Origin of the sequence: Chloroflexus sp. MS-CIW-1 (genome assembly GCF_030444705.1) — a bacterium.
Taxonomy (GTDB): Bacteria; Chloroflexota; Chloroflexia; order Chloroflexales; family Chloroflexaceae; genus Chloroflexus.
On sequence record NZ_JAUBWR010000001.1, the window covers coordinates 2509982 to 2526373 of the forward strand.

The window sequence follows — 16392 nt, forward strand, 5'->3', positions numbered from 1 at the left end:
CGTTACTACGGCTGAAATTCCCAGGCAGCGCCAATATGCCATTGGCGTTACATGTTTGTCTTGTTTTTATCGCAGCAATCCTTCTCTCTTATAGGCAGTAATTCGGTATTCAGATGACATCGAATGGGAAGGATAGTTCATTCTGGCGGGCATGACCGAACTTCAGCCGAATCATGCAGATCATCATGACGAAGCCGCTCAGGTGCAGCAGTGCAAAGAATTGGAACGGGTACTGCTCGAAGCGCAAACGGCAGCCTCGGCAGCGGCTCGCGCCAAGAGCGCGTTTCTCACCAATATCAGTCACGAATTGCGCACACCGTTAACAACTATTCTAGGATACTGTGAGCTGCTCTATGAAGATGTTCGAGAAGGTACGTTATCTCCGGAGCGGGCGAAAGATCAACTGACCAGAATGCGTGGAGCAGCCGAACAACTATTGCATCTGATCAATGATATGATCGAGCTGGCCAGGCTGGAAGCCGGTGATGTTACAATTGTGCCCGGACGATGGCCGATTAGCTTACTGGTTGATGAGGTACAAAACACAATAACTCCGCTGGCACAGGCTCAGCAGAATTCCCTGATTGTTGACCTGAAGGTTGATCCACGCAAGATTATTATCATCGATCGCGACAAAGTGCGACGGATTTTGTTGAATCTGTTGCAGAATGCCGTAAAATTCACGCATCGCGGTGAAATCAAACTGACCGTCGCTGTTCAAGAGCATGCCGATGGCTCGGCAATGTTGAACCTTAGCGTGAGCGATACCGGCATTGGAATGAGTGCGGCCCAGCTTGATCGCTTGTTTGAGCCATTCACGCGGTTTGAAGAACCGCTCACCCAACGCTCCGGCGGCGTAGGTATTGGACTGGCCATTGCCAGACAACTTTGTCATCGTATGGGAGGACTGATTGCGGTGAAAAGCCAGCCAGGACAAGGGACAACCTTTTTTATCACTATTCCCCTTATCGAGACAGAAACAATGTAACCTATGGCCGAGAAGCTCAATTCAATGCGTTTACTCGAACGTTATAGCATTCCTTATACCATCCACAAATATGATCCATCCGCGCCAGATGCAGTAGCAGTAGCCGCAGCTCTTGACGTGCCGGCAGCGCATGTCTTCAAAACCCTGGTTGTCAGTGGTCCTGGAACGCGCCCACTGCTGGCAATGATCCCGGCAGATTGTCAGCTTCATCTCAAACGACTGGCATCACTCATCGGGGTTAAACACCTCGACCTGGTTCCGCGTGAAGTGGTCGAACGACTCACCGGCCTACGAATCGGTGGAATTGGAGCTTTGGCGTTAACGACAAAACGTTGGGCATCGTACCTCGACGAGTCGGCGCTGGATCATTCGCGTATTTATGTCAATGCCGGTCAACGTGGTACCATGATCGGTCTGGCGCCAACCGATCTGGTGAAGGTCGTAGATGCCACAACTGCGGCGATCGCTCTCCGCCATGGAGAAGTTTGCAACGTTCCTTACCTCCATGACCGTGGCAACAAAGCGAGTAGCGAAGAGTGAAGAGTGAGCGAGACGAGCAGCCCATCAAGTATCCCCATGGGTGAAAGGTAGATCGATCACCACCACAGTTGCGAGGTTGGCCGTGCTGTGCTAAAATATGGGTGCTGGCGACGTAGCAAAGTGGTAATGCAGCGGTCTGCAAAACCGCCATTCGCGGGTTCGATTCCCGCCGTCGCCTCCAGGTTGTTCTGCTAACGAGAGGTTTCTTACCTCTCGTTCTTTGTTTCAAAACCCAAATATGCGCATTCTCTGTGCCCTGACCTATTACCGTCCTTATACCAGTGGTCTTACCATCTACGTTGAGCGACTGGCCCGCGGATTAGTCCGTCGCGGTCATCATGTGACGGTTCTGACCTCTCAATACGATCCGAGCTTACCAAAGCTGGAATGGATTGATGGGGTGCGTATCATGCGGGCGCCAGTCCTCGCTCGGGTCAGCAAAGGTGTGATCATGCCCACCTTCGGCTGGCTGGCCACACGGCTCGCACTGGAGCACGATGCAATGAGCCTGCATCTACCGCAATTCGATGCCCCTGGTCTGGCTCTGCGCGGACGTATCCTCAAACAACCAGTTGTGCTAACCTACCATAGCGACTTGAAATTACCACCGGGTCTGCTGAACCAGATCGCGAATCGGGTTGTCAACGTTACCAATCAGATCGCCGCAGCCCTAGCAACGCGAATTGTTGCCTACACCCAGGATTTCGCCGACTCTTCACCCTATCTGCGGCGATGGCAGCACAAAGTAACCATCATTCCCCCACCGGTCGAAGTGGCCGATATTCCAGAAACGGAAATTCAAGCGTTCCGCCGACGCTGGAACTTGCAGGGACCGGTGATTGGGATGGCCGCCCGGCTAGCAGCCGAAAAGGGAGTGGAGGTGCTCCTTGAGGCATTGCCACGGATTCTAGCGGTCTACCCAACGGCAAGAGTGCTCTTTGCCGGTCAACACGAGCACGTTTTGGGTGAAGAAGAATACGCCCGCCGACTTGCCCCGCTGCTTGATCGATTTCGCGATCACTGGACGTTTCTCGGTATCCTTAGCCCTAAAGAGATGGCAGCCTTCTTTCCCAACCTTGATGTACTGGTCGTTCCATCATTGAATTCAACCGAAACGTTTGGTCTGGTGCAGGTGGAAGCGATGCTTTGTGGAACCCCCACCGTCGCCAGCAATCTGCCAGGAGTACGCCAGCCACCTCTCATGACCGGAATGGGGAAGGTGGTTCCGGTTGGTGATGCGGTGGCGCTGGCTGATGCTATTTTGGAAATCATTGCCCATCGTGCGCACTATGTGCGTCCGCGTGCGGACATTGCAGCATTATTCAGCACTGAACGCACTGTTATCGAATATGAGCGACTCTTTCGCCAGCTCGGAGTCGCCAGTTGAGCATGAACGCGGTACAATACCCTCAGAAGACATTGAACAGCGCGATGTAAAGTATGCCCGATTATTTACGACCACATTTACTGACACTCCCAATCCACCGGGCAATGATCCGGTCGATAGAAGCCCGTCTTTTTGCCGAACTGGCACCCGATCTACCGGAACCGATCATTGATATTGGTTCGGGTGATGGGACGTTCGTTCAAATTGCATTACCCAACAAACGGATTGTCGGTATTGATCCGCGTAAGGCTGACACCCACGAAGCGGCTCGGCGCGGCGTTTATACCGGTCTCTGTGTTGCCAACGGCGCGGCGCTCCCGTTTCCTGATCAATCGTTTGCCGCAGCGATCTCGAATTGTGTGCTCGAACATGTCGTGCCACTCGATCAGACATTACGTGAAATTGCACGAGTCGTGCGGCCAGGCAGCCTCTTTGTCGCATCGGTCGTGGGAGATCGTTTCCCAAATGCCTTGTTAGGTACCTGGTTGCTACATCGGTTGGGGTTAGATGGGAACATATATGGACGCTGGTTTAATCGCATCTCGTACCATTATAATACCCTGAGCCGCGCCGAGTGGAGCAAACGGTTTGATCGAGCCGGCTTTACCGTCGAAGTCTGTCGCCCGTACCTGACCGATGCCGCGTTAAAGCTGTTTGATGTGAGCCATTATTACGGTGCACCGAGTTTGATAACTCGTGCCTTGACCGGGCGCTGGTTGCTGGCCCCACCATTTACGCCTAACCTGTTGTGGGAGCCGATTCTACGTCGCATTTACGAAGCGCCAGCACCGGAAGATGGCCCCTGCTATTTCTTCGTTCTGCGGAGGCGCCATGACTGAGTCAACAATCACTGCCGCCGAGCTGACCGCAGCCGGAAAAGCAGCGCTGATTGCCGGTGATACGGTGACGGCGCGGTTACGGTTTCGCGAGGCGCTTGAGCTAGACCCCAACTACATAGAAGCTCTGCTCGGTATGGCTGCGGCAGTACGGCCGTACCGCGATAAACGCGAGTATTTATTGCGTGTTCTGGCGATTGATCCTGATCATCCCGAAGCCAGCGCAACCCTCGCCTATGTCGAGGAGCGGCTGGCTGCCGGCGAATTGCTCGCTCCGACCGGTGTTCAGGTTCGCGAGCGCGATGAGGCAATTGCCGCTGAAGAACCGCCACAACCGCTAAGCGAGACAACCGCAGAAAGCCTGGTCTGCTACCGCCATCCACAGCGTGAAACCGGGCTGCGTTGCACCAGTTGTAGTCGGCCAATTTGCACGGAATGCGCCCGCGCCACACCTGTGGGGCACATCTGCCCGGAATGTGCGCGTGAACGCACACCGGTAAACTATCAGGTTGGGCCAACTCAACTCCTAATTGCCGGAGTGGTCGCACTTATCTATGCCCTGATAGTGACCTTTGTGGCAGGGGTTGTTATTGGTTGGGCAGGATTTTTCGGCTTCATTGTGGCCTTCCTGCTCGGGCCAATGACCGGCAATGCCCTTTCACGGTTGATCGACTGGGCGACCGGGCGTAAACGGGGGCGCATGCTGATGATCGTCGTGAGTGTGGCTTATGCCTGTGGGTCACTACCGTACATTGGGCTGATTATTTTGCTAGGTGGATTCCCACTCGCACTCCTCTTCTATTCGATCATCGTCGTCACGACTGCGCTAGCCTGGCTGCGTTGATAACAGTTTGTTTATCATCACCAATCATCCGGCAGGTAGTGATACAATAGAGGCATCAATAATCGTTTAGGATGCCGAAACGGCCCTGCACGGGTGAGAGAGCTACGCCACACTGCGCCGCAACAATGCAGCGCTTCACCCGGCACCGGTAGCGGCGCAGTCTGATGCGCCGGAAGCTGTAAGGGGAGGCGTTATGAGCGAAGAGCACCCAATGAAATTGGCAGTTCGTGGCGACAAAAACCCTCTCGATGTGATCGAAAAACGGCTACGTGAGCAGATTTTCGGGCAGGAACGGGCAATTGAAAGTGTTATTCGCGTCCTAAACCGTTCCCGGTTCGGCTTTTCGGCGGGAAATGCCCGCCGTCCGCGCGCTACCCTGCTTTTTCTCGGCCCCACCGGTGTCGGGAAGACGGCAACTGCACGTGCACTGGCCGAACTCCTACGGCCGGACGGTAGTGCATTTCTCAAGATTGACTGTTCGCTCTTCAGTCAGGGCCACGAAGTAAGTGCTCTGGTCGGCGCGCCACCAAGCTATGTCGGGCGTGATCAGAAACCTCTTCTCAACCCTGACATCATCGAACAAGAGAACAGTGTAGTCTTATTTGATGAAATTGAGAAGGGTCAGCCAGAACTGTGGAATCTCCTCTTGCAAGTGATGGAAGACGGCGAGATTCTGCTGCTCAATGGTGGCCGTCGGGTGAGCTTTCAACAGAGCATTGTTATCTTCACCACCAATGTTGGCGCCAAAGAGATGGTTGATTTTCTTGATCGGCGAACCATCGGGTTCCGTACTCCGCACAAGGACGTTGAAGCAACCGGTCGCGAAATCTACCAGATTGGGTTTGAAGCATTACAGAAAGTGTTTCAGCCGGAATGGATTAACCGGCTTGATGAGATTATCGCCTTTCGTCCCCTTTCCGCCGACACGCTCAGCCAGGTCTTTGATCGGATGATTGCTGAATGTAACCAGCAGTATATCCGCTATGCAATCCAATTACGGGTAACCCCCGAAGCCAAAGAGTATCTGCTCAACAAAGGGTTCGATTCACGTTTTGGCGCTCGTCCGCTGCGTCAGCGTATTTTAAAAGACATTGAAGCCCCGCTGGCCGACTTACTTGCTTCAGGAGGCATTCCAGCCGGTAGCCTTGTTGAGCTACGCTACACCGGCATTGATCAGCATGGTCAGGCCCTTCAGTTTTACTATGCCGAAGCACCGGAATTGATCGAGCGGGCAGAGGAGTTACGCCAACGCGAATTACAACGGCTTGCGGTTGGGCAGAGTGATGGCCCGCAGCCACCTAGTGTGAGTCTGACGCACGAACGGAGCAACGCCGCTGAGGGTGGTATCTTTACCACACGCGGCCCTCGTGTAACTCCACGTCGCGATCCGCTGTTTGGTGAACGGTAAGGGTTGATCAAAAATCCATCGTTCCTATCGCTGGCTGGGTATTACAGAATGCCCCCATATCGAACGGTGGTGACAAGTCGATGCATGGGCACCCCGACGCGATTGACCGCATGCGCGGTATGCACTTGATCGGCAACACGGCATAGAAAAGAGCGCACTATGTGCGCCCTTCTACAAGCAATCAGACCATCTCATCACGATCACGGTGCGTTAGGGTTTGGGCGACGCGCCACCGACAAGTCGGGTTCAGCACCTTCGGCAAGCGGTCGCTTGAGCATAATATAGCTGCGCCCTGGCATCACTGGCTGCACACCACACACTTCCCAGCCTTCAGCACCTAACCCGTTGAGAAAGCGACGGGCAAATCCGGTATTCCGCTCACCCGCCTCTGGATAGCTCTCTTTGCCCTCGACCGAAACACGCTGCCATGCTTCGACAAACACTACCTTGTACTCCCAGCGCATACTATCTACTCCTTTGTTTGTTGTAGAGCGGCGGGTGACCTTGGCGCCGGTCACCCATCGCTATCGTTTGTCCCGGTTTGTTGGGCACACTTGTAGTGTAGGACAAATTTCGCGTAATGTCAATTACACAATTACAATTTTGCAAAATGTCCGAGCATGACTCTTTCAACAGTCACTTGTGAGAGCCAATCCGAAATATCCTGTTGCAGGAGCAGGCGCAGTTGGTGAACCAACCTACGGAAGGGGCGTCGTCTTCCTCGACGAGAGCGGTATCAGGTAGAAACTAAACGGATCACCCCTGGAACAACCAGCTCGTGCGATCACGATCAGAATACGTTGCACCGGGAAATAACCAATGGAAACAGATGAACGGTACCGACAAGCCGTCCGATTGGCGGCTCATTATCTCCCGCCGATAGACAAATAAAAAAGGTTTTTAGTTTTTTTATTGACAATAGCCTGAAATCCTGGTAGACTGTACAGTAGTAGTTCGGAGTAGTGCGACTATGGATACCACACGTTATTCGCCCGACAGTCCAGCCGGCATCATCTTACGCCACTTGCAACGCCATGCGCGGGCCACGGTCAAAGAGTTGGCCGATTTGCTCGGTGTTAGTACGACCGCAGTGCGCGATCATCTCGTGCATTTGCAGGCTGAAGGCATGGTTGAGGTTTCCAGTGAGCGTAATGGGCCGGGGCGTCCGCGGTTAGTGTATAGTCTGTCTGAAAAAGCTCAGAAATCCTTTCCTAAACAGTACGACCGCCTAATCAGCACATTGCTGCGCGAGTTGATCGAGCTGGAAGGGGAAGGAAAAGTTGAGCAACTCCTCGACCGGGTCAGTCAGCGTCTGGCGAGTGAGTATGCCGACCGTATGGCCGGTGCCGATGTGGCTGCACGGCTGAACGAGCTGCGGGCATTACTCGAACAGCGCGGGGTACCGGCCGAGATTGATCCGGAAGGCGATGTGTTACGCCTGTTCGCATGCCCGTACTACGATGTTGCAGCCGATTACCCAGAAGTGTGCTCAATGGAGCGGCGGATGATCGAGTATGTGTTAGGCGAGAAGCTGGTGCTCGAAGATACCATTCGGTCCGGCGCGCATAACTGCCGCTTCGTGCTGCGTCCGCAGGATATTCCGTTAATGACGGAACCAGCGGCCGCTGATTCAGGGTCTAACGTGTAGTTTCGTTTTCTGTATGATGAGGAGTCCATGAGCAACGATCTAGTTATCAAAGACCTCTATGCCCGTATCGGCGATAAAGAGATTTTACGCGGTGTCAATCTGACGGTTCGTCAGGGCACGATCCACGCCATTATGGGGCCGAACGGCAGCGGTAAAAGCACGTTGTCGTACATTATTGCCGGGCATCCCGCTTATGAGGTGACCGGTGGCGAAATCTGGTACAAAGGTCATAACCTGCTCGAACTTGAACCGGATGAGCGAAGCCGATTAGGGGTATTCCTCGCATTTCAGTATCCGGTGGCCGTTCCGGGAGTGACAGTCGCAAATTTCTTGCGCTCGGCAATCAACGCGCACCGCGCTGAAGAGGGAAAAGACCCGAAAGAGACGGCTATTTCGGCAGCCGAGTTCCGCAAATTGTTGCGCGAAGGGCTGAATATGCTTGAAATGGACGAGAGCTTTGCTCGTCGTTATCTGAACGATGGTTTTAGTGGTGGCGAAAAGAAGCGGCTTGAGATTTTGCAGATGATGCTGTTGAAGCCATCACTGGCCGTGCTCGATGAAACCGACTCAGGGCTTGACATTGATGCACTGCGGATTGTCGCGAATGGGGTGAATCGGATGGCCGGCCCAGATATGGGTGTATTGGTCATCACTCACTACCAACGCTTGCTGAATTATATCAAACCCGACGTGGTGTCGGTCATGATAGATGGACGGATTGTTCGCCAGGGTGGCCCCGAGCTGGCGCTAGAGCTGGAAGAGAAGGGGTACGACTGGCTCCGTGAAGAGCTGACCGGTGCGGCATAAGGGAGACGTGCATGACAACTACACTGCCTACCCTGAATGAGATCAGCGCCGATTTTGTTGTTGCCCGTTCGCAAGCAGCCGGTGAGCCGGTTTGGCTCACGGAACGTCGGCGTGAGGCATGGATCACGTTTGCCCAGATGAGTCCACCAGAGTGGCGACGTACCGACCTGAGCAAACTCGATCCAACGACGATTGCACCCTCTGATGGTGCGCACGCGACAGCCATTCAATGGGATCCTGCTTTAAGCGCGCAGGGTGTCGTCTTTACAACGCTGGCTGCCGCTCTCCATACCCACGAGGCGCTGATTCAACGTTATATTGATATGGCTGTGGACCCGTTGAAGCATAAATTTAGCGCACTCCGCGCTGCACTCTGGCAAGATGGTGCGCTGCTCTACGTACCAAAGGGTGTGGCGATTGAGATGCCACTGCGCCTGATTTACACTCTCGGCGCCGATGGAGTCGCGATCTTCCCGCGCACCCTGGTCATTATCGAACCACAAGCGAGTGTGACGCTGATCGAGGAGTTTACCTCACCTGACCTGCGTGCCGGTTCGTTTGCCGGCCCGATTACCGAGATCTTTGTCGGTGATGGTGCCAGCGTCCGGTTTATCAGTATCCAGCATTGGGGTGCTGGGGTTTACCACCTGGCCGGACAGCGTGCGATATTACAGCGTGATGCCAATCTGGAATGGACGTCAATAAACCTCGGTAGTCAGGTACAACATATTGAAGCTGAAACCACGCTGGTAGGGAATGGTTCCCGACTAAATTGGTTAGGGGCAACATTTGCGTCTGATAGCCAGAATCTGGTGATTGCACCATGGATGCGTCACGTTGGGCACAACTGTGAGAGCTTTATGCAGTTCAAGACGGTAGTGAATGATACTGCCTACAGTGTGTTCGACGGGATGATCAAGATCGAGCACGAATCCGCGGGAACCAGCACCCGTTTGGAAGAGCACGCCCTACATCTCAGTCCAAAAGCGCGTAATGATAGCATTCCTGGTCTGATGATTAGTACCAACGATGTGCTTAAGGGTGGTCATGCTTCAACCAGCGGTGATATTGATGAAGAGCAGCTCTTCTATATGCAGACACGTGGGATTCCACGTGCAGAAGCACAGCGCATGATTGTCATGGGCTTCTTCGAGCCAGCCCTTGAGACAATCCCGTTGGAAGAGCTGCGGGCAGAGCTGACTGCCGAGATTGCGGCCAAGATTTGACGGTTCGGCGCCGCAGGCATTCTTTTGGTCTGCGGCACCCCCTGATCGGCAGCCCTGATAACAAGGTGTTGTGCCACATAGACTGACGCCGATACCTATCGGTGGCAGGTAAGGTCATCGATATGGCTATTCTATCCCAATTTGATGTACTTTCGCTGCGACGCGAGTTTCCCATCTTGCAACAGCAGATGCATGGGAAACCGCTGGCCTTTCTCGATAGCGCAGCCTCATCACAAAAGCCAAGACGGGTGATCGAAGCGCTGGAAGATTATTACCGGCGCTATAACGCCAACGTCCATCGTGGTGTCTACCGGCTGAGTGAAGAGGCAACGTTTGCCTACGAGCGGGCACGCGGGAAACTGGCACGGTTGATCAATGCGCCGAGCCAGCGCGAGGTCATCTTTGTGCGTAACACGACCGAAGCTATTAATCTGGTCGCGTATGCCTGGGGAGGAGCCAATATTCGGGCCGGTGACCGCATTTTGCTAACGATGATGGAACATCACTCGAATATTGTGCCCTGGCAGTTGTTGGCTCAACGAACCGGTGCCGAACTGATCTACCTGCCGTTCGATGGTCAGGGACGATTGGTTCTCGATGATCTCGACCGTTTGCTCGATGAACGAGTAAAGCTGGTTGCCTTTACGCATCAATCAAACGTCTTTGGAACGATTAATCCGGTTGCGCCGATTGTCGCCCGTGCACGAGCGGTTGGGGCACACGTCCTGCTCGATGCGGCGCAGAGTGTGCCGCATATGCCAGTCGATGTACAGGCGCTGGGTGTTGATTTTCTGGCCTTTAGCGGCCACAAGATGTGTGGCCCGACCGGAATTGGGGTGCTCTGGGGTCGGCGTGAACTGTTGAGCGCGATGCCGCCGTTTCTCGGTGGTGGTTCAATGATTGATGTGGTCGAACTGGACCACAGCACGTTTGCCGCCATACCGGCACGGTTTGAAGCCGGTACACCGGCAATCGGTGAGGCGATTGCGCTCGGTGAAGCCGCCGATTATCTGCAAGAGGTGGGACTGGCAGCCATTCATCAGCACGAACAGGAGCTAACTGCGTATGCCCTCGAACGGCTATCAACAGTGCCAGGGCTTACCATCTATGGGCCACCTGCCGGTCCTGATCGCGGTGGTGCGGTAAGTTTCAGTCTTGAAGGCGTTCATCCCCACGATGTTGCAGCCATTCTCGATCAGGAAGGGGTTGCAGTACGCGCCGGGCATCATTGTACACAGCCGTTACACCGGGTTCTTGGCGTTCCGGCTACGACACGAGCCAGTTTCTACCTCTACAATCTGCCAGAGGAAATTGATCGGCTGGTTGCCGGTTTGCATAAGGCCAGGAAAATTTTTGGCTGATGGAGTAGCAACATGGATGACATTTATCGTGAACAAATCCTCGACCATGCCCGTCATCCGCGAAATTTCGGTCATTTACCGGCGCCGACGGTTGTGCGCGAAGAGCGCAATCCACTCTGTGGCGATCAGATTCGGCTCGAACTGGCCATTAGCGACGATGTGATCACCGATGTACGTTTTACCGGTCGCGGCTGTGCAATCAGTCAGGCCAGCGCATCGCTGCTGACTGAGGCGATTAAAGGGAAGCCGGTCGCGGAAGCTAAACAATTTAGCAAAGATGACCTGCTTGAACTCATTGGGATTCCGCTGGCTCACAACCCAACCCGGCTTAAATGTGCCCTGCTTTCACTCAAGGCATTGAAAGCCGGATTGTACGGAGTGGATCACGAGGATGAGGATATATAAGCATCACTAGAAAGGGAGAATTACCGTGGTTGCTGAAGCTATCAATCTACAATTTGATTATTCGCGCTATGGCTTTCGCCAAGAGGAGCGCTATATCTATAAAGCACCGAAAGGCCTGAATGAACGGATTGTCCGCGAACTGTCCGGCATGAAGGGTGAGCCGGAATGGATGCTCAAGCGGCGTTTGCGAGCACTCGAGATTTTCAACAAGAAGCCGACACCACTGGTCGGTATGTGGGCGAACCCAGAACTGGCCGAACTCAATTACGATGATATTCACTACTTCGTGCGTGCAAATGAGCGCCCACAAACCGATTGGGACGCTGTACCGCCGGAGATCAAGAACACCTTCGAGCGGCTGGGTATTCCCGAAGCCGAACGGAAGTTTCTGGCCGGTGTTGGTGCGCAGTATGAATCAGAGGTAGTGTACCACTCGCTGCGCGAAGAGTGGGCAAAACAAGGGGTTATTTTCCTCGATACCGACACGGCTTTGAAGGAATACCCTGAGTTCTTCAAAGAGTATTTTGGGACGATTGTGCCGGCTGCTGACAACAAGTATGCCGCTCTCAACACTGCTGTCTGGTCAGGCGGCTCGTTTGTGTATGTACCGAAAGGGGTAAAGGTCGATATTCCGCTGCAAGCCTACTTCCGCATTAACGCCGAGCGAATGGGTCAGTTTGAGCGGACGCTGATCATCATCGATGAGGGTGCGGAAGCTCACTACATCGAGGGCTGCACCGCGCCGATCTACAGCACCAATTCCCTCCACTCGGCGGTGGTTGAAGTGATTGTCAAGAAGGGTGGTAAGTTCCGCTATACCACGATTCAGAACTGGGCAAACAACATCTTTAACCTGGTTACCAAGCGGGCAGTGGCCTACGAAGAGGCCAGCATGGAGTGGGTCGATGGCAATATCGGCTCGAAGCTGACAATGAAGTATCCTTCGGTCTACCTGATGGGTCGTAAGGCGCGTGGTGAGGTGCTCTCGGTTGCCTACGCCGGTCGCGGCCAACACCAGGATGCCGGTGCAAAGATGATCCACCTCGCCCCCGAAACAACATCACGGATCACCAACAAATCGGTGAGCAAAGATGGTGGCAAGACGACCTACCGTGGTCTAGCTAAGGTGGCACCGGGGGCTTATGGTGCGAAGATTAACGTCAACTGTGACGCACTGATCCTCGATGAGCATTCGGCCTCGGATACTATTCCGTATATCGAGATCGAGGAGGATCGGTGTACACTGGCACACGAAGCGACCGTGGGTCGTATTGGCGCCGAACAGCTCTTCTATCTGATGAGTCGCGGCATTTCTGAGTCGGACGCACTCTCAATGATTGTGCTGGGTTTCATGGAGCCGTTCACTCGTGAGCTGCCAATGGAGTATGCCGTTGAATTGAACCGGCTCATCCAGCTTGAGATGGAAGGGTCAGTAGGTTAGTCTCTGGCTTGGAAGGGTGACGAGGGGCGCTCCCAAGGTGTGGGAGCGCTCAGATTGTTTGTAGCCCGTCGCAAGACACTGAATGTACAATTTAGAAGCGCAGGCGGATGTCCACATCGACCGTTGGCAGGTGATGCAGGCCGGCAGCTCGCAGTGACGGAAGGGGTGTCCAACGTGTCCGGTATCCGTGCTGCGGAGCACGCCTGGCGGCTCTCCCCTTCCCCCTGGCCCTCTTCCTCTCCTCGTGGGGGAGAGGAAGGGGAAACGTGCAGCGCGGGGTGAACGTCGCTCACCTAACCCGTCATGCATAGCGCCTGGCGCTGCCTGACCGGTAAGGGGAACGTGCGGCGGATGGCGGAACAGAACGTTAGTCCACGAACACCATGGTCGCAGATGCACGGTACTGGCTCTAATACCAATCCTGTCTGTGCAAACCGTGTATCATCCTGCCGACGGTGCTGGTTCCCCCTGCAAGCGTGGGAGAAGGGGAGTGGGGTAGCTGACAGAATGCACCATCGTTCATTCACACAGGGGAAAATGCGGGCCGGAGGCCCGCGCTCCCAGGGGAAGAGACGAGCCGGAGGTCTGTGCTCCCAGGGGAAGATGCGGGCCGGAGGCTCGCGCTCCAAGGGGAAGAGACGGGCCGGAGGTCTGTGCTCCCAGGGGAAGATGCGGGCCGGAGGCCCGCGCTCCCAGGGGAACAGAAGTATTTCTCAGCCACGCGCAAACTGATGATACTGCTAAGAAATATCTTGCCGAAAGTCACTGCTTTGAAACTGCACAGGAGTACACCATGCAACTGATTGAGGTCTGTTCACTCGATGACGTACCGGTAGGGAGCGGGCGGGCATTTACGGTCGGAGATCGTCGGATTGCAATCTTCCGGGTGTCGGAGACCGACATCTACGCCCTCGACGATCTCTGTTCACACGACGAAGCCTCACTGAGCGAAGGCGAGCTTGATTCCGAATCGCTGTGCGTAGAATGCCCGATGCACGGTTCTCTGTTCGATTTGCGCACCGGGCAGCCAAAAACCTTACCGGCTTTTGCACCGGTTGCCACTTATCGTACCGTTGTGCGCGATGAGCGAGTATTTGTTGAGTTTTCTGATTAACAACTTGACTAATATACCAAAACACGCTACAATGCAGGCATCGGTCTATCGCCAACTACCTTTGTCAGGTGGAGGATTGTTATGAGTGGTTATGCCCATCCTGAAGTGCTCGTCGAGACCCAATGGGTCGCCGACCATCTGCACGATCCCAAGGTTCGCATCGTCGAGAGCGATGAAGATTTGTTGTTGTACGATACCGGCCACATTCCCGGCGCCGTCAAGATCGATTGGGTACAAGACCTCAACGATCCGGTTATTCGCGATTATCTTGACTCAGAGCGGTTTGCGGCGTTGATGCGCGCCAAAGGCATCAGTAACGACACAACTGTTGTCCTCTACGGCGACAAACACAACTGGTGGGCCACCTACGCCTTCTGGGTGTTCAAACTCTTCGGACATCGCGATGTTCGGATTATGAACGGTGGCCGGGCCAAATGGATCGCTGAAGGGCGCCCACTAACGCGGGAAGTACCCTCGTATCCAGAAGGAAACTATGTCGCCCCACCGCGTGACGACTCGCAGATTCGGGCTTTCCGCGATCAAGTGCTGGATTTTGTCCGTCAACGCAAGGGAGTCCTGGTCGATGTCCGCAGCCCGCAAGAATACACTGGCGAGCGTACCCACATGCCCGACTACCCGCAAGAAGGGACGCTGCGCGGCGGACATATCCCCACGGCAGTCAACATTCCCTGGGCCAGAGCTGTCAATGAAGACAGTACCTTCAAGAGTGCGGATGAACTGCGTGAGCTGTACGCTGCTCAGGGTGTCACTCCCGACAAGGAAGTTATCGCGTACTGCCGGATTGGTGAGCGGAGCAGCCACACCTGGTTTGTTCTGACCTACCTGCTCGGCTATCCGAAGGTGCGCAACTATGACGGAAGCTGGACAGAGTGGGGCAACAGTGTCGGGTTGCCGATTGAGAAGAATGTGTAGGGGAAAGATCACGTATCGCGGATGGGGCGATGATCGCATCGCCCCGTATGAAGGAACGACGATCTGTGTCTGAGCCAATTTCACACCAGGATGCCATCGAGCGATTGCTCGACCATTACCGCCAGCCTCGCCATTATGGTGAATTGGCCGATGCGGTAACGTATAGCGGTGGTGTACCCGATTGTGGTGATACGATCACCGTATATCTCCAGGTTGCACCAGATGGTCGGTTGACCAATCTGCAATTTACCGGGCAGGGGTGTAGTGTCAGCATTGGGACGGCGTCGATCCTGATTGAACGGTTACAAGGAGCGACTATCACCGATCTGCTGGCACTCGATGAAGTCTCAGCGTTGAATATTGTCGGTCAGGAAATTTTTCGAGCCCGACCACAGTGCGCTACACTGATTTTCAGAACGCTCAAGGCAGCCGCACGACTGGTTGATCGGCAATCGTAAATCTGCCTGATACAGGCTTACAAGGCAATATCACATGACAACGCACATCCTCGATCTGATCGGTCATACACCGTTACTCCCACTCCATCCTGTGCTCGATCTACCGGCCGGTATCGAGCTGTACGGCAAAGCGGAATGGTACAACCTTGGTGGCTCGGTAAAAGACCGTCCTGCACTCTGGATGATTCGCGATGGTGAGCGGCGCGGTCTCCTACGGCCAGGGGTGCGGATTGCTGATGCTACCAGTGGCAACACCGGTATCGCTTATGCCACTATTGGCGCAGCGCTTGGGTATGGGGTAACGCTGGCAATGCCAGCAAATGCTAGCCCTGAGCGCCGCCGGATTCTGCGTGCGCTCGGTGCTGAGCTAATCCTGACCGATCCGGCTGAGGGTATGGATGCAGCTATCGCCACCATCCGCGCTCTGGTTGCTGAACATCCCGACCGTTACTTCTACCCTGATCAGTACAGCAATCCGGCTAATCCCCGTGCGCATTACGAGACCACCGGTCCTGAAATCTGGCAGCAGACCGGGGGACGGGTGACACACTTCGTTGCCGCTCTAGGAACCAGTGGCACTTTTATGGGCACCGGGCAGCGATTACGCGAGTACAATCGGGCGATTCGCTTGATTGCCGTTCAGCCTGATAGTCCATACCATGCATTGGAAGGAGTGAAGCATATGGCTTCAACCCGCTTTGTGCCGGCGATCTATCGCCCCGAACAGGCCGATGCGATGATCGAGGTGCGAAGTGAAGAAGCCTTTGCGATGGCACGGCGGCTGGCACGACGGGCAGGCCTGCTCGTTGGCATTTCAGCAGCAGCTAATGTGGTGGCCGCAGTGCAGGTCGCCCGCCAGATTGAGCATGGTGTTATTGTCACTATTCTCTGTGATAGCGCTAACCGGTATCTCAGTGAACGTTTCTGGGAAGAGCCAGGCTTTGCTGAAGGTGCCGGTATCTAGGCGCGACGTATCAGATAGCACTCGGGATATAG

The 16392-nt window shown here is 54.6% G+C and carries 17 protein-coding genes and 1 tRNA gene; 17 read left to right on the forward strand and 1 reads right to left on the reverse strand.

What is annotated here, in order from left to right; all coding sequences use genetic code 11:
* The first annotated feature begins 151 nt into the window (after window positions 1-151).
* From QTO31_RS09885 to QTO31_RS09915, 7 genes are all read left to right on the forward strand, one after another.
* Window positions 152-988, forward strand: a complete 837-nt coding sequence (locus tag QTO31_RS09885; RefSeq protein WP_301428954.1) for a sensor histidine kinase — start codon at window positions 152-154, stop codon at window positions 986-988.
* Window positions 989-991: 3 nt separating this feature from the next.
* Window positions 992-1528, forward strand: a complete 537-nt coding sequence (locus QTO31_RS09890; RefSeq protein WP_301428955.1) for an aminoacyl-tRNA deacylase — start codon at window positions 992-994, stop codon at window positions 1526-1528.
* Between the two features lie 106 nt (window positions 1529-1634).
* Window positions 1635-1709: transfer RNA gene (locus QTO31_RS09895), tRNA-Cys, on the forward strand.
* A 57-nt stretch (window positions 1710-1766) separates the two neighbouring features.
* Window positions 1767-2915: a glycosyltransferase family 4 protein gene (locus QTO31_RS09900; RefSeq protein WP_031459265.1), complete on the forward strand. Its 1149-nt coding sequence runs from the start codon at window positions 1767-1769 to the stop codon at window positions 2913-2915.
* 53 nt (window positions 2916-2968) lie between these two features.
* Window positions 2969-3754 (forward strand): class I SAM-dependent methyltransferase, encoded by a 786-nt coding sequence (locus QTO31_RS09905; protein ID WP_301428956.1) that lies wholly within the window; start codon window positions 2969-2971, stop codon window positions 3752-3754.
* On the forward strand, window positions 3747-4595 hold the full coding sequence (locus QTO31_RS09910) for a hypothetical protein (RefSeq protein ID WP_028459705.1): 849 nt from the start codon (window positions 3747-3749) through the stop codon (window positions 4593-4595). The genes QTO31_RS09905 and QTO31_RS09910 overlap by 8 nt, the downstream gene beginning before the upstream one ends.
* 193 nt (window positions 4596-4788) lie before the next feature.
* The gene (locus QTO31_RS09915) at window positions 4789-6003 is read left to right on the forward strand and encodes an AAA family ATPase (RefSeq protein ID WP_301428957.1); all 1215 of its coding nucleotides are present in this window, start codon (window positions 4789-4791) and stop codon (window positions 6001-6003) included.
* A 200-nt stretch (window positions 6004-6203) separates the two neighbouring features.
* Here QTO31_RS09915 and QTO31_RS09920 read toward each other — a convergent pair whose 3' ends face one another.
* Complete coding sequence (locus QTO31_RS09920) at window positions 6204-6467, reverse strand: hypothetical protein (RefSeq protein WP_031459269.1); 264 nt, start codon at window positions 6465-6467, stop codon at window positions 6204-6206.
* Between the two features lie 506 nt (window positions 6468-6973).
* On the opposite strand from QTO31_RS09920, the gene QTO31_RS09925 reads away from it, so the two are divergent.
* The 10 genes from QTO31_RS09925 to QTO31_RS09970 all read left to right on the forward strand — a co-directional run bounded on the left by QTO31_RS09925 (window position 6974) and on the right by QTO31_RS09970 (window position 16360).
* Window positions 6974-7651: a helix-turn-helix transcriptional regulator gene (locus QTO31_RS09925; protein WP_031459270.1), complete on the forward strand. Its 678-nt coding sequence runs from the start codon at window positions 6974-6976 to the stop codon at window positions 7649-7651.
* A 27-nt stretch (window positions 7652-7678) separates the two neighbouring features.
* Window positions 7679-8458 carry a Fe-S cluster assembly ATPase SufC gene (sufC, locus tag QTO31_RS09930; RefSeq protein ID WP_031459271.1) on the forward strand — a complete coding sequence of 260 codons (780 nt, stop codon included), beginning with the start codon at window positions 7679-7681 and terminating at the stop codon, window positions 8456-8458.
* 11 nt (window positions 8459-8469) lie between these two features.
* Window positions 8470-9684: a Fe-S cluster assembly protein SufD gene (sufD, locus tag QTO31_RS09935; protein WP_301428958.1), complete on the forward strand. Its 1215-nt coding sequence runs from the start codon at window positions 8470-8472 to the stop codon at window positions 9682-9684.
* Window positions 9685-9806: 122 nt separating this feature from the next.
* Window positions 9807-11045 carry a cysteine desulfurase gene (locus QTO31_RS09940; protein ID WP_031459273.1) on the forward strand — a complete coding sequence of 413 codons (1239 nt, stop codon included), beginning with the start codon at window positions 9807-9809 and terminating at the stop codon, window positions 11043-11045.
* Window positions 11046-11057: 12 nt separating this feature from the next.
* The gene (gene sufU, locus QTO31_RS09945) at window positions 11058-11450 is read left to right on the forward strand and encodes a Fe-S cluster assembly sulfur transfer protein SufU (RefSeq protein ID WP_301428959.1); all 393 of its coding nucleotides are present in this window, start codon (window positions 11058-11060) and stop codon (window positions 11448-11450) included.
* A gap of 25 nt (window positions 11451-11475) precedes the next feature.
* Window positions 11476-12891: a Fe-S cluster assembly protein SufB gene (gene sufB, locus QTO31_RS09950; protein ID WP_301428960.1), complete on the forward strand. Its 1416-nt coding sequence runs from the start codon at window positions 11476-11478 to the stop codon at window positions 12889-12891.
* Window positions 12892-13684: 793 nt separating this feature from the next.
* The gene (locus QTO31_RS09955) at window positions 13685-14005 is read left to right on the forward strand and encodes a non-heme iron oxygenase ferredoxin subunit (RefSeq protein ID WP_031461341.1); all 321 of its coding nucleotides are present in this window, start codon (window positions 13685-13687) and stop codon (window positions 14003-14005) included.
* Window positions 14006-14086: 81 nt separating this feature from the next.
* Window positions 14087-14938 carry a sulfurtransferase gene (locus QTO31_RS09960; RefSeq protein ID WP_301428961.1) on the forward strand — a complete coding sequence of 284 codons (852 nt, stop codon included), beginning with the start codon at window positions 14087-14089 and terminating at the stop codon, window positions 14936-14938.
* Between the two features lie 65 nt (window positions 14939-15003).
* Window positions 15004-15396, forward strand: coding sequence for an iron-sulfur cluster assembly scaffold protein (locus QTO31_RS09965; protein ID WP_031461343.1), 393 nt, complete (start codon window positions 15004-15006; stop codon window positions 15394-15396).
* 34 nt (window positions 15397-15430) lie between these two features.
* On the forward strand, window positions 15431-16360 hold the full coding sequence (locus QTO31_RS09970) for a PLP-dependent cysteine synthase family protein (protein ID WP_031461344.1): 930 nt from the start codon (window positions 15431-15433) through the stop codon (window positions 16358-16360).
* The last annotated feature ends 32 nt before the right edge of the window (window positions 16361-16392 follow it).

Excerpts from the sequence above, each read along its gene's own strand:
- sufU (WP_301428959.1), top strand. The coding sequence starts at position 11,058 with ATGGATGACATTTATCGTGAACAAATCCTCGACCATGCCCGTCATCCG.
- sufD (WP_301428958.1), top strand. The coding sequence starts at position 8,470 with ATGACAACTACACTGCCTACCCTGAATGAGATCAGCGCCGATTTTGTT.
- QTO31_RS09900 (WP_031459265.1), top strand. The coding sequence starts at position 1,767 with ATGCGCATTCTCTGTGCCCTGACCTATTACCGTCCTTATACCAGTGGT.
- QTO31_RS09905 (WP_301428956.1), top strand. The coding sequence starts at position 2,969 with ATGCCCGATTATTTACGACCACATTTACTGACACTCCCAATCCACCGG.
- QTO31_RS09955 (WP_031461341.1), top strand. The coding sequence starts at position 13,685 with ATGCAACTGATTGAGGTCTGTTCACTCGATGACGTACCGGTAGGGAGC.
- QTO31_RS09970 (WP_031461344.1), top strand. The coding sequence starts at position 15,431 with ATGACAACGCACATCCTCGATCTGATCGGTCATACACCGTTACTCCCA.
- QTO31_RS09910 (WP_028459705.1), top strand. The coding sequence starts at position 3,747 with ATGACTGAGTCAACAATCACTGCCGCCGAGCTGACCGCAGCCGGAAAA.
- QTO31_RS09890 (WP_301428955.1), top strand. The coding sequence starts at position 992 with ATGGCCGAGAAGCTCAATTCAATGCGTTTACTCGAACGTTATAGCATT.
- QTO31_RS09940 (WP_031459273.1), top strand. The coding sequence starts at position 9,807 with ATGGCTATTCTATCCCAATTTGATGTACTTTCGCTGCGACGCGAGTTT.
- QTO31_RS09885 (WP_301428954.1), top strand. The coding sequence starts at position 152 with ATGACCGAACTTCAGCCGAATCATGCAGATCATCATGACGAAGCCGCT.
- QTO31_RS09925 (WP_031459270.1), top strand. The coding sequence starts at position 6,974 with ATGGATACCACACGTTATTCGCCCGACAGTCCAGCCGGCATCATCTTA.
- QTO31_RS09915 (WP_301428957.1), top strand. The coding sequence starts at position 4,789 with ATGAGCGAAGAGCACCCAATGAAATTGGCAGTTCGTGGCGACAAAAAC.
- QTO31_RS09920 (WP_031459269.1), bottom strand. The coding sequence starts at position 6,467 with ATGCGCTGGGAGTACAAGGTAGTGTTTGTCGAAGCATGGCAGCGTGTT.
- sufC (WP_031459271.1), top strand. The coding sequence starts at position 7,679 with ATGAGCAACGATCTAGTTATCAAAGACCTCTATGCCCGTATCGGCGAT.
- QTO31_RS09960 (WP_301428961.1), top strand. The coding sequence starts at position 14,087 with ATGAGTGGTTATGCCCATCCTGAAGTGCTCGTCGAGACCCAATGGGTC.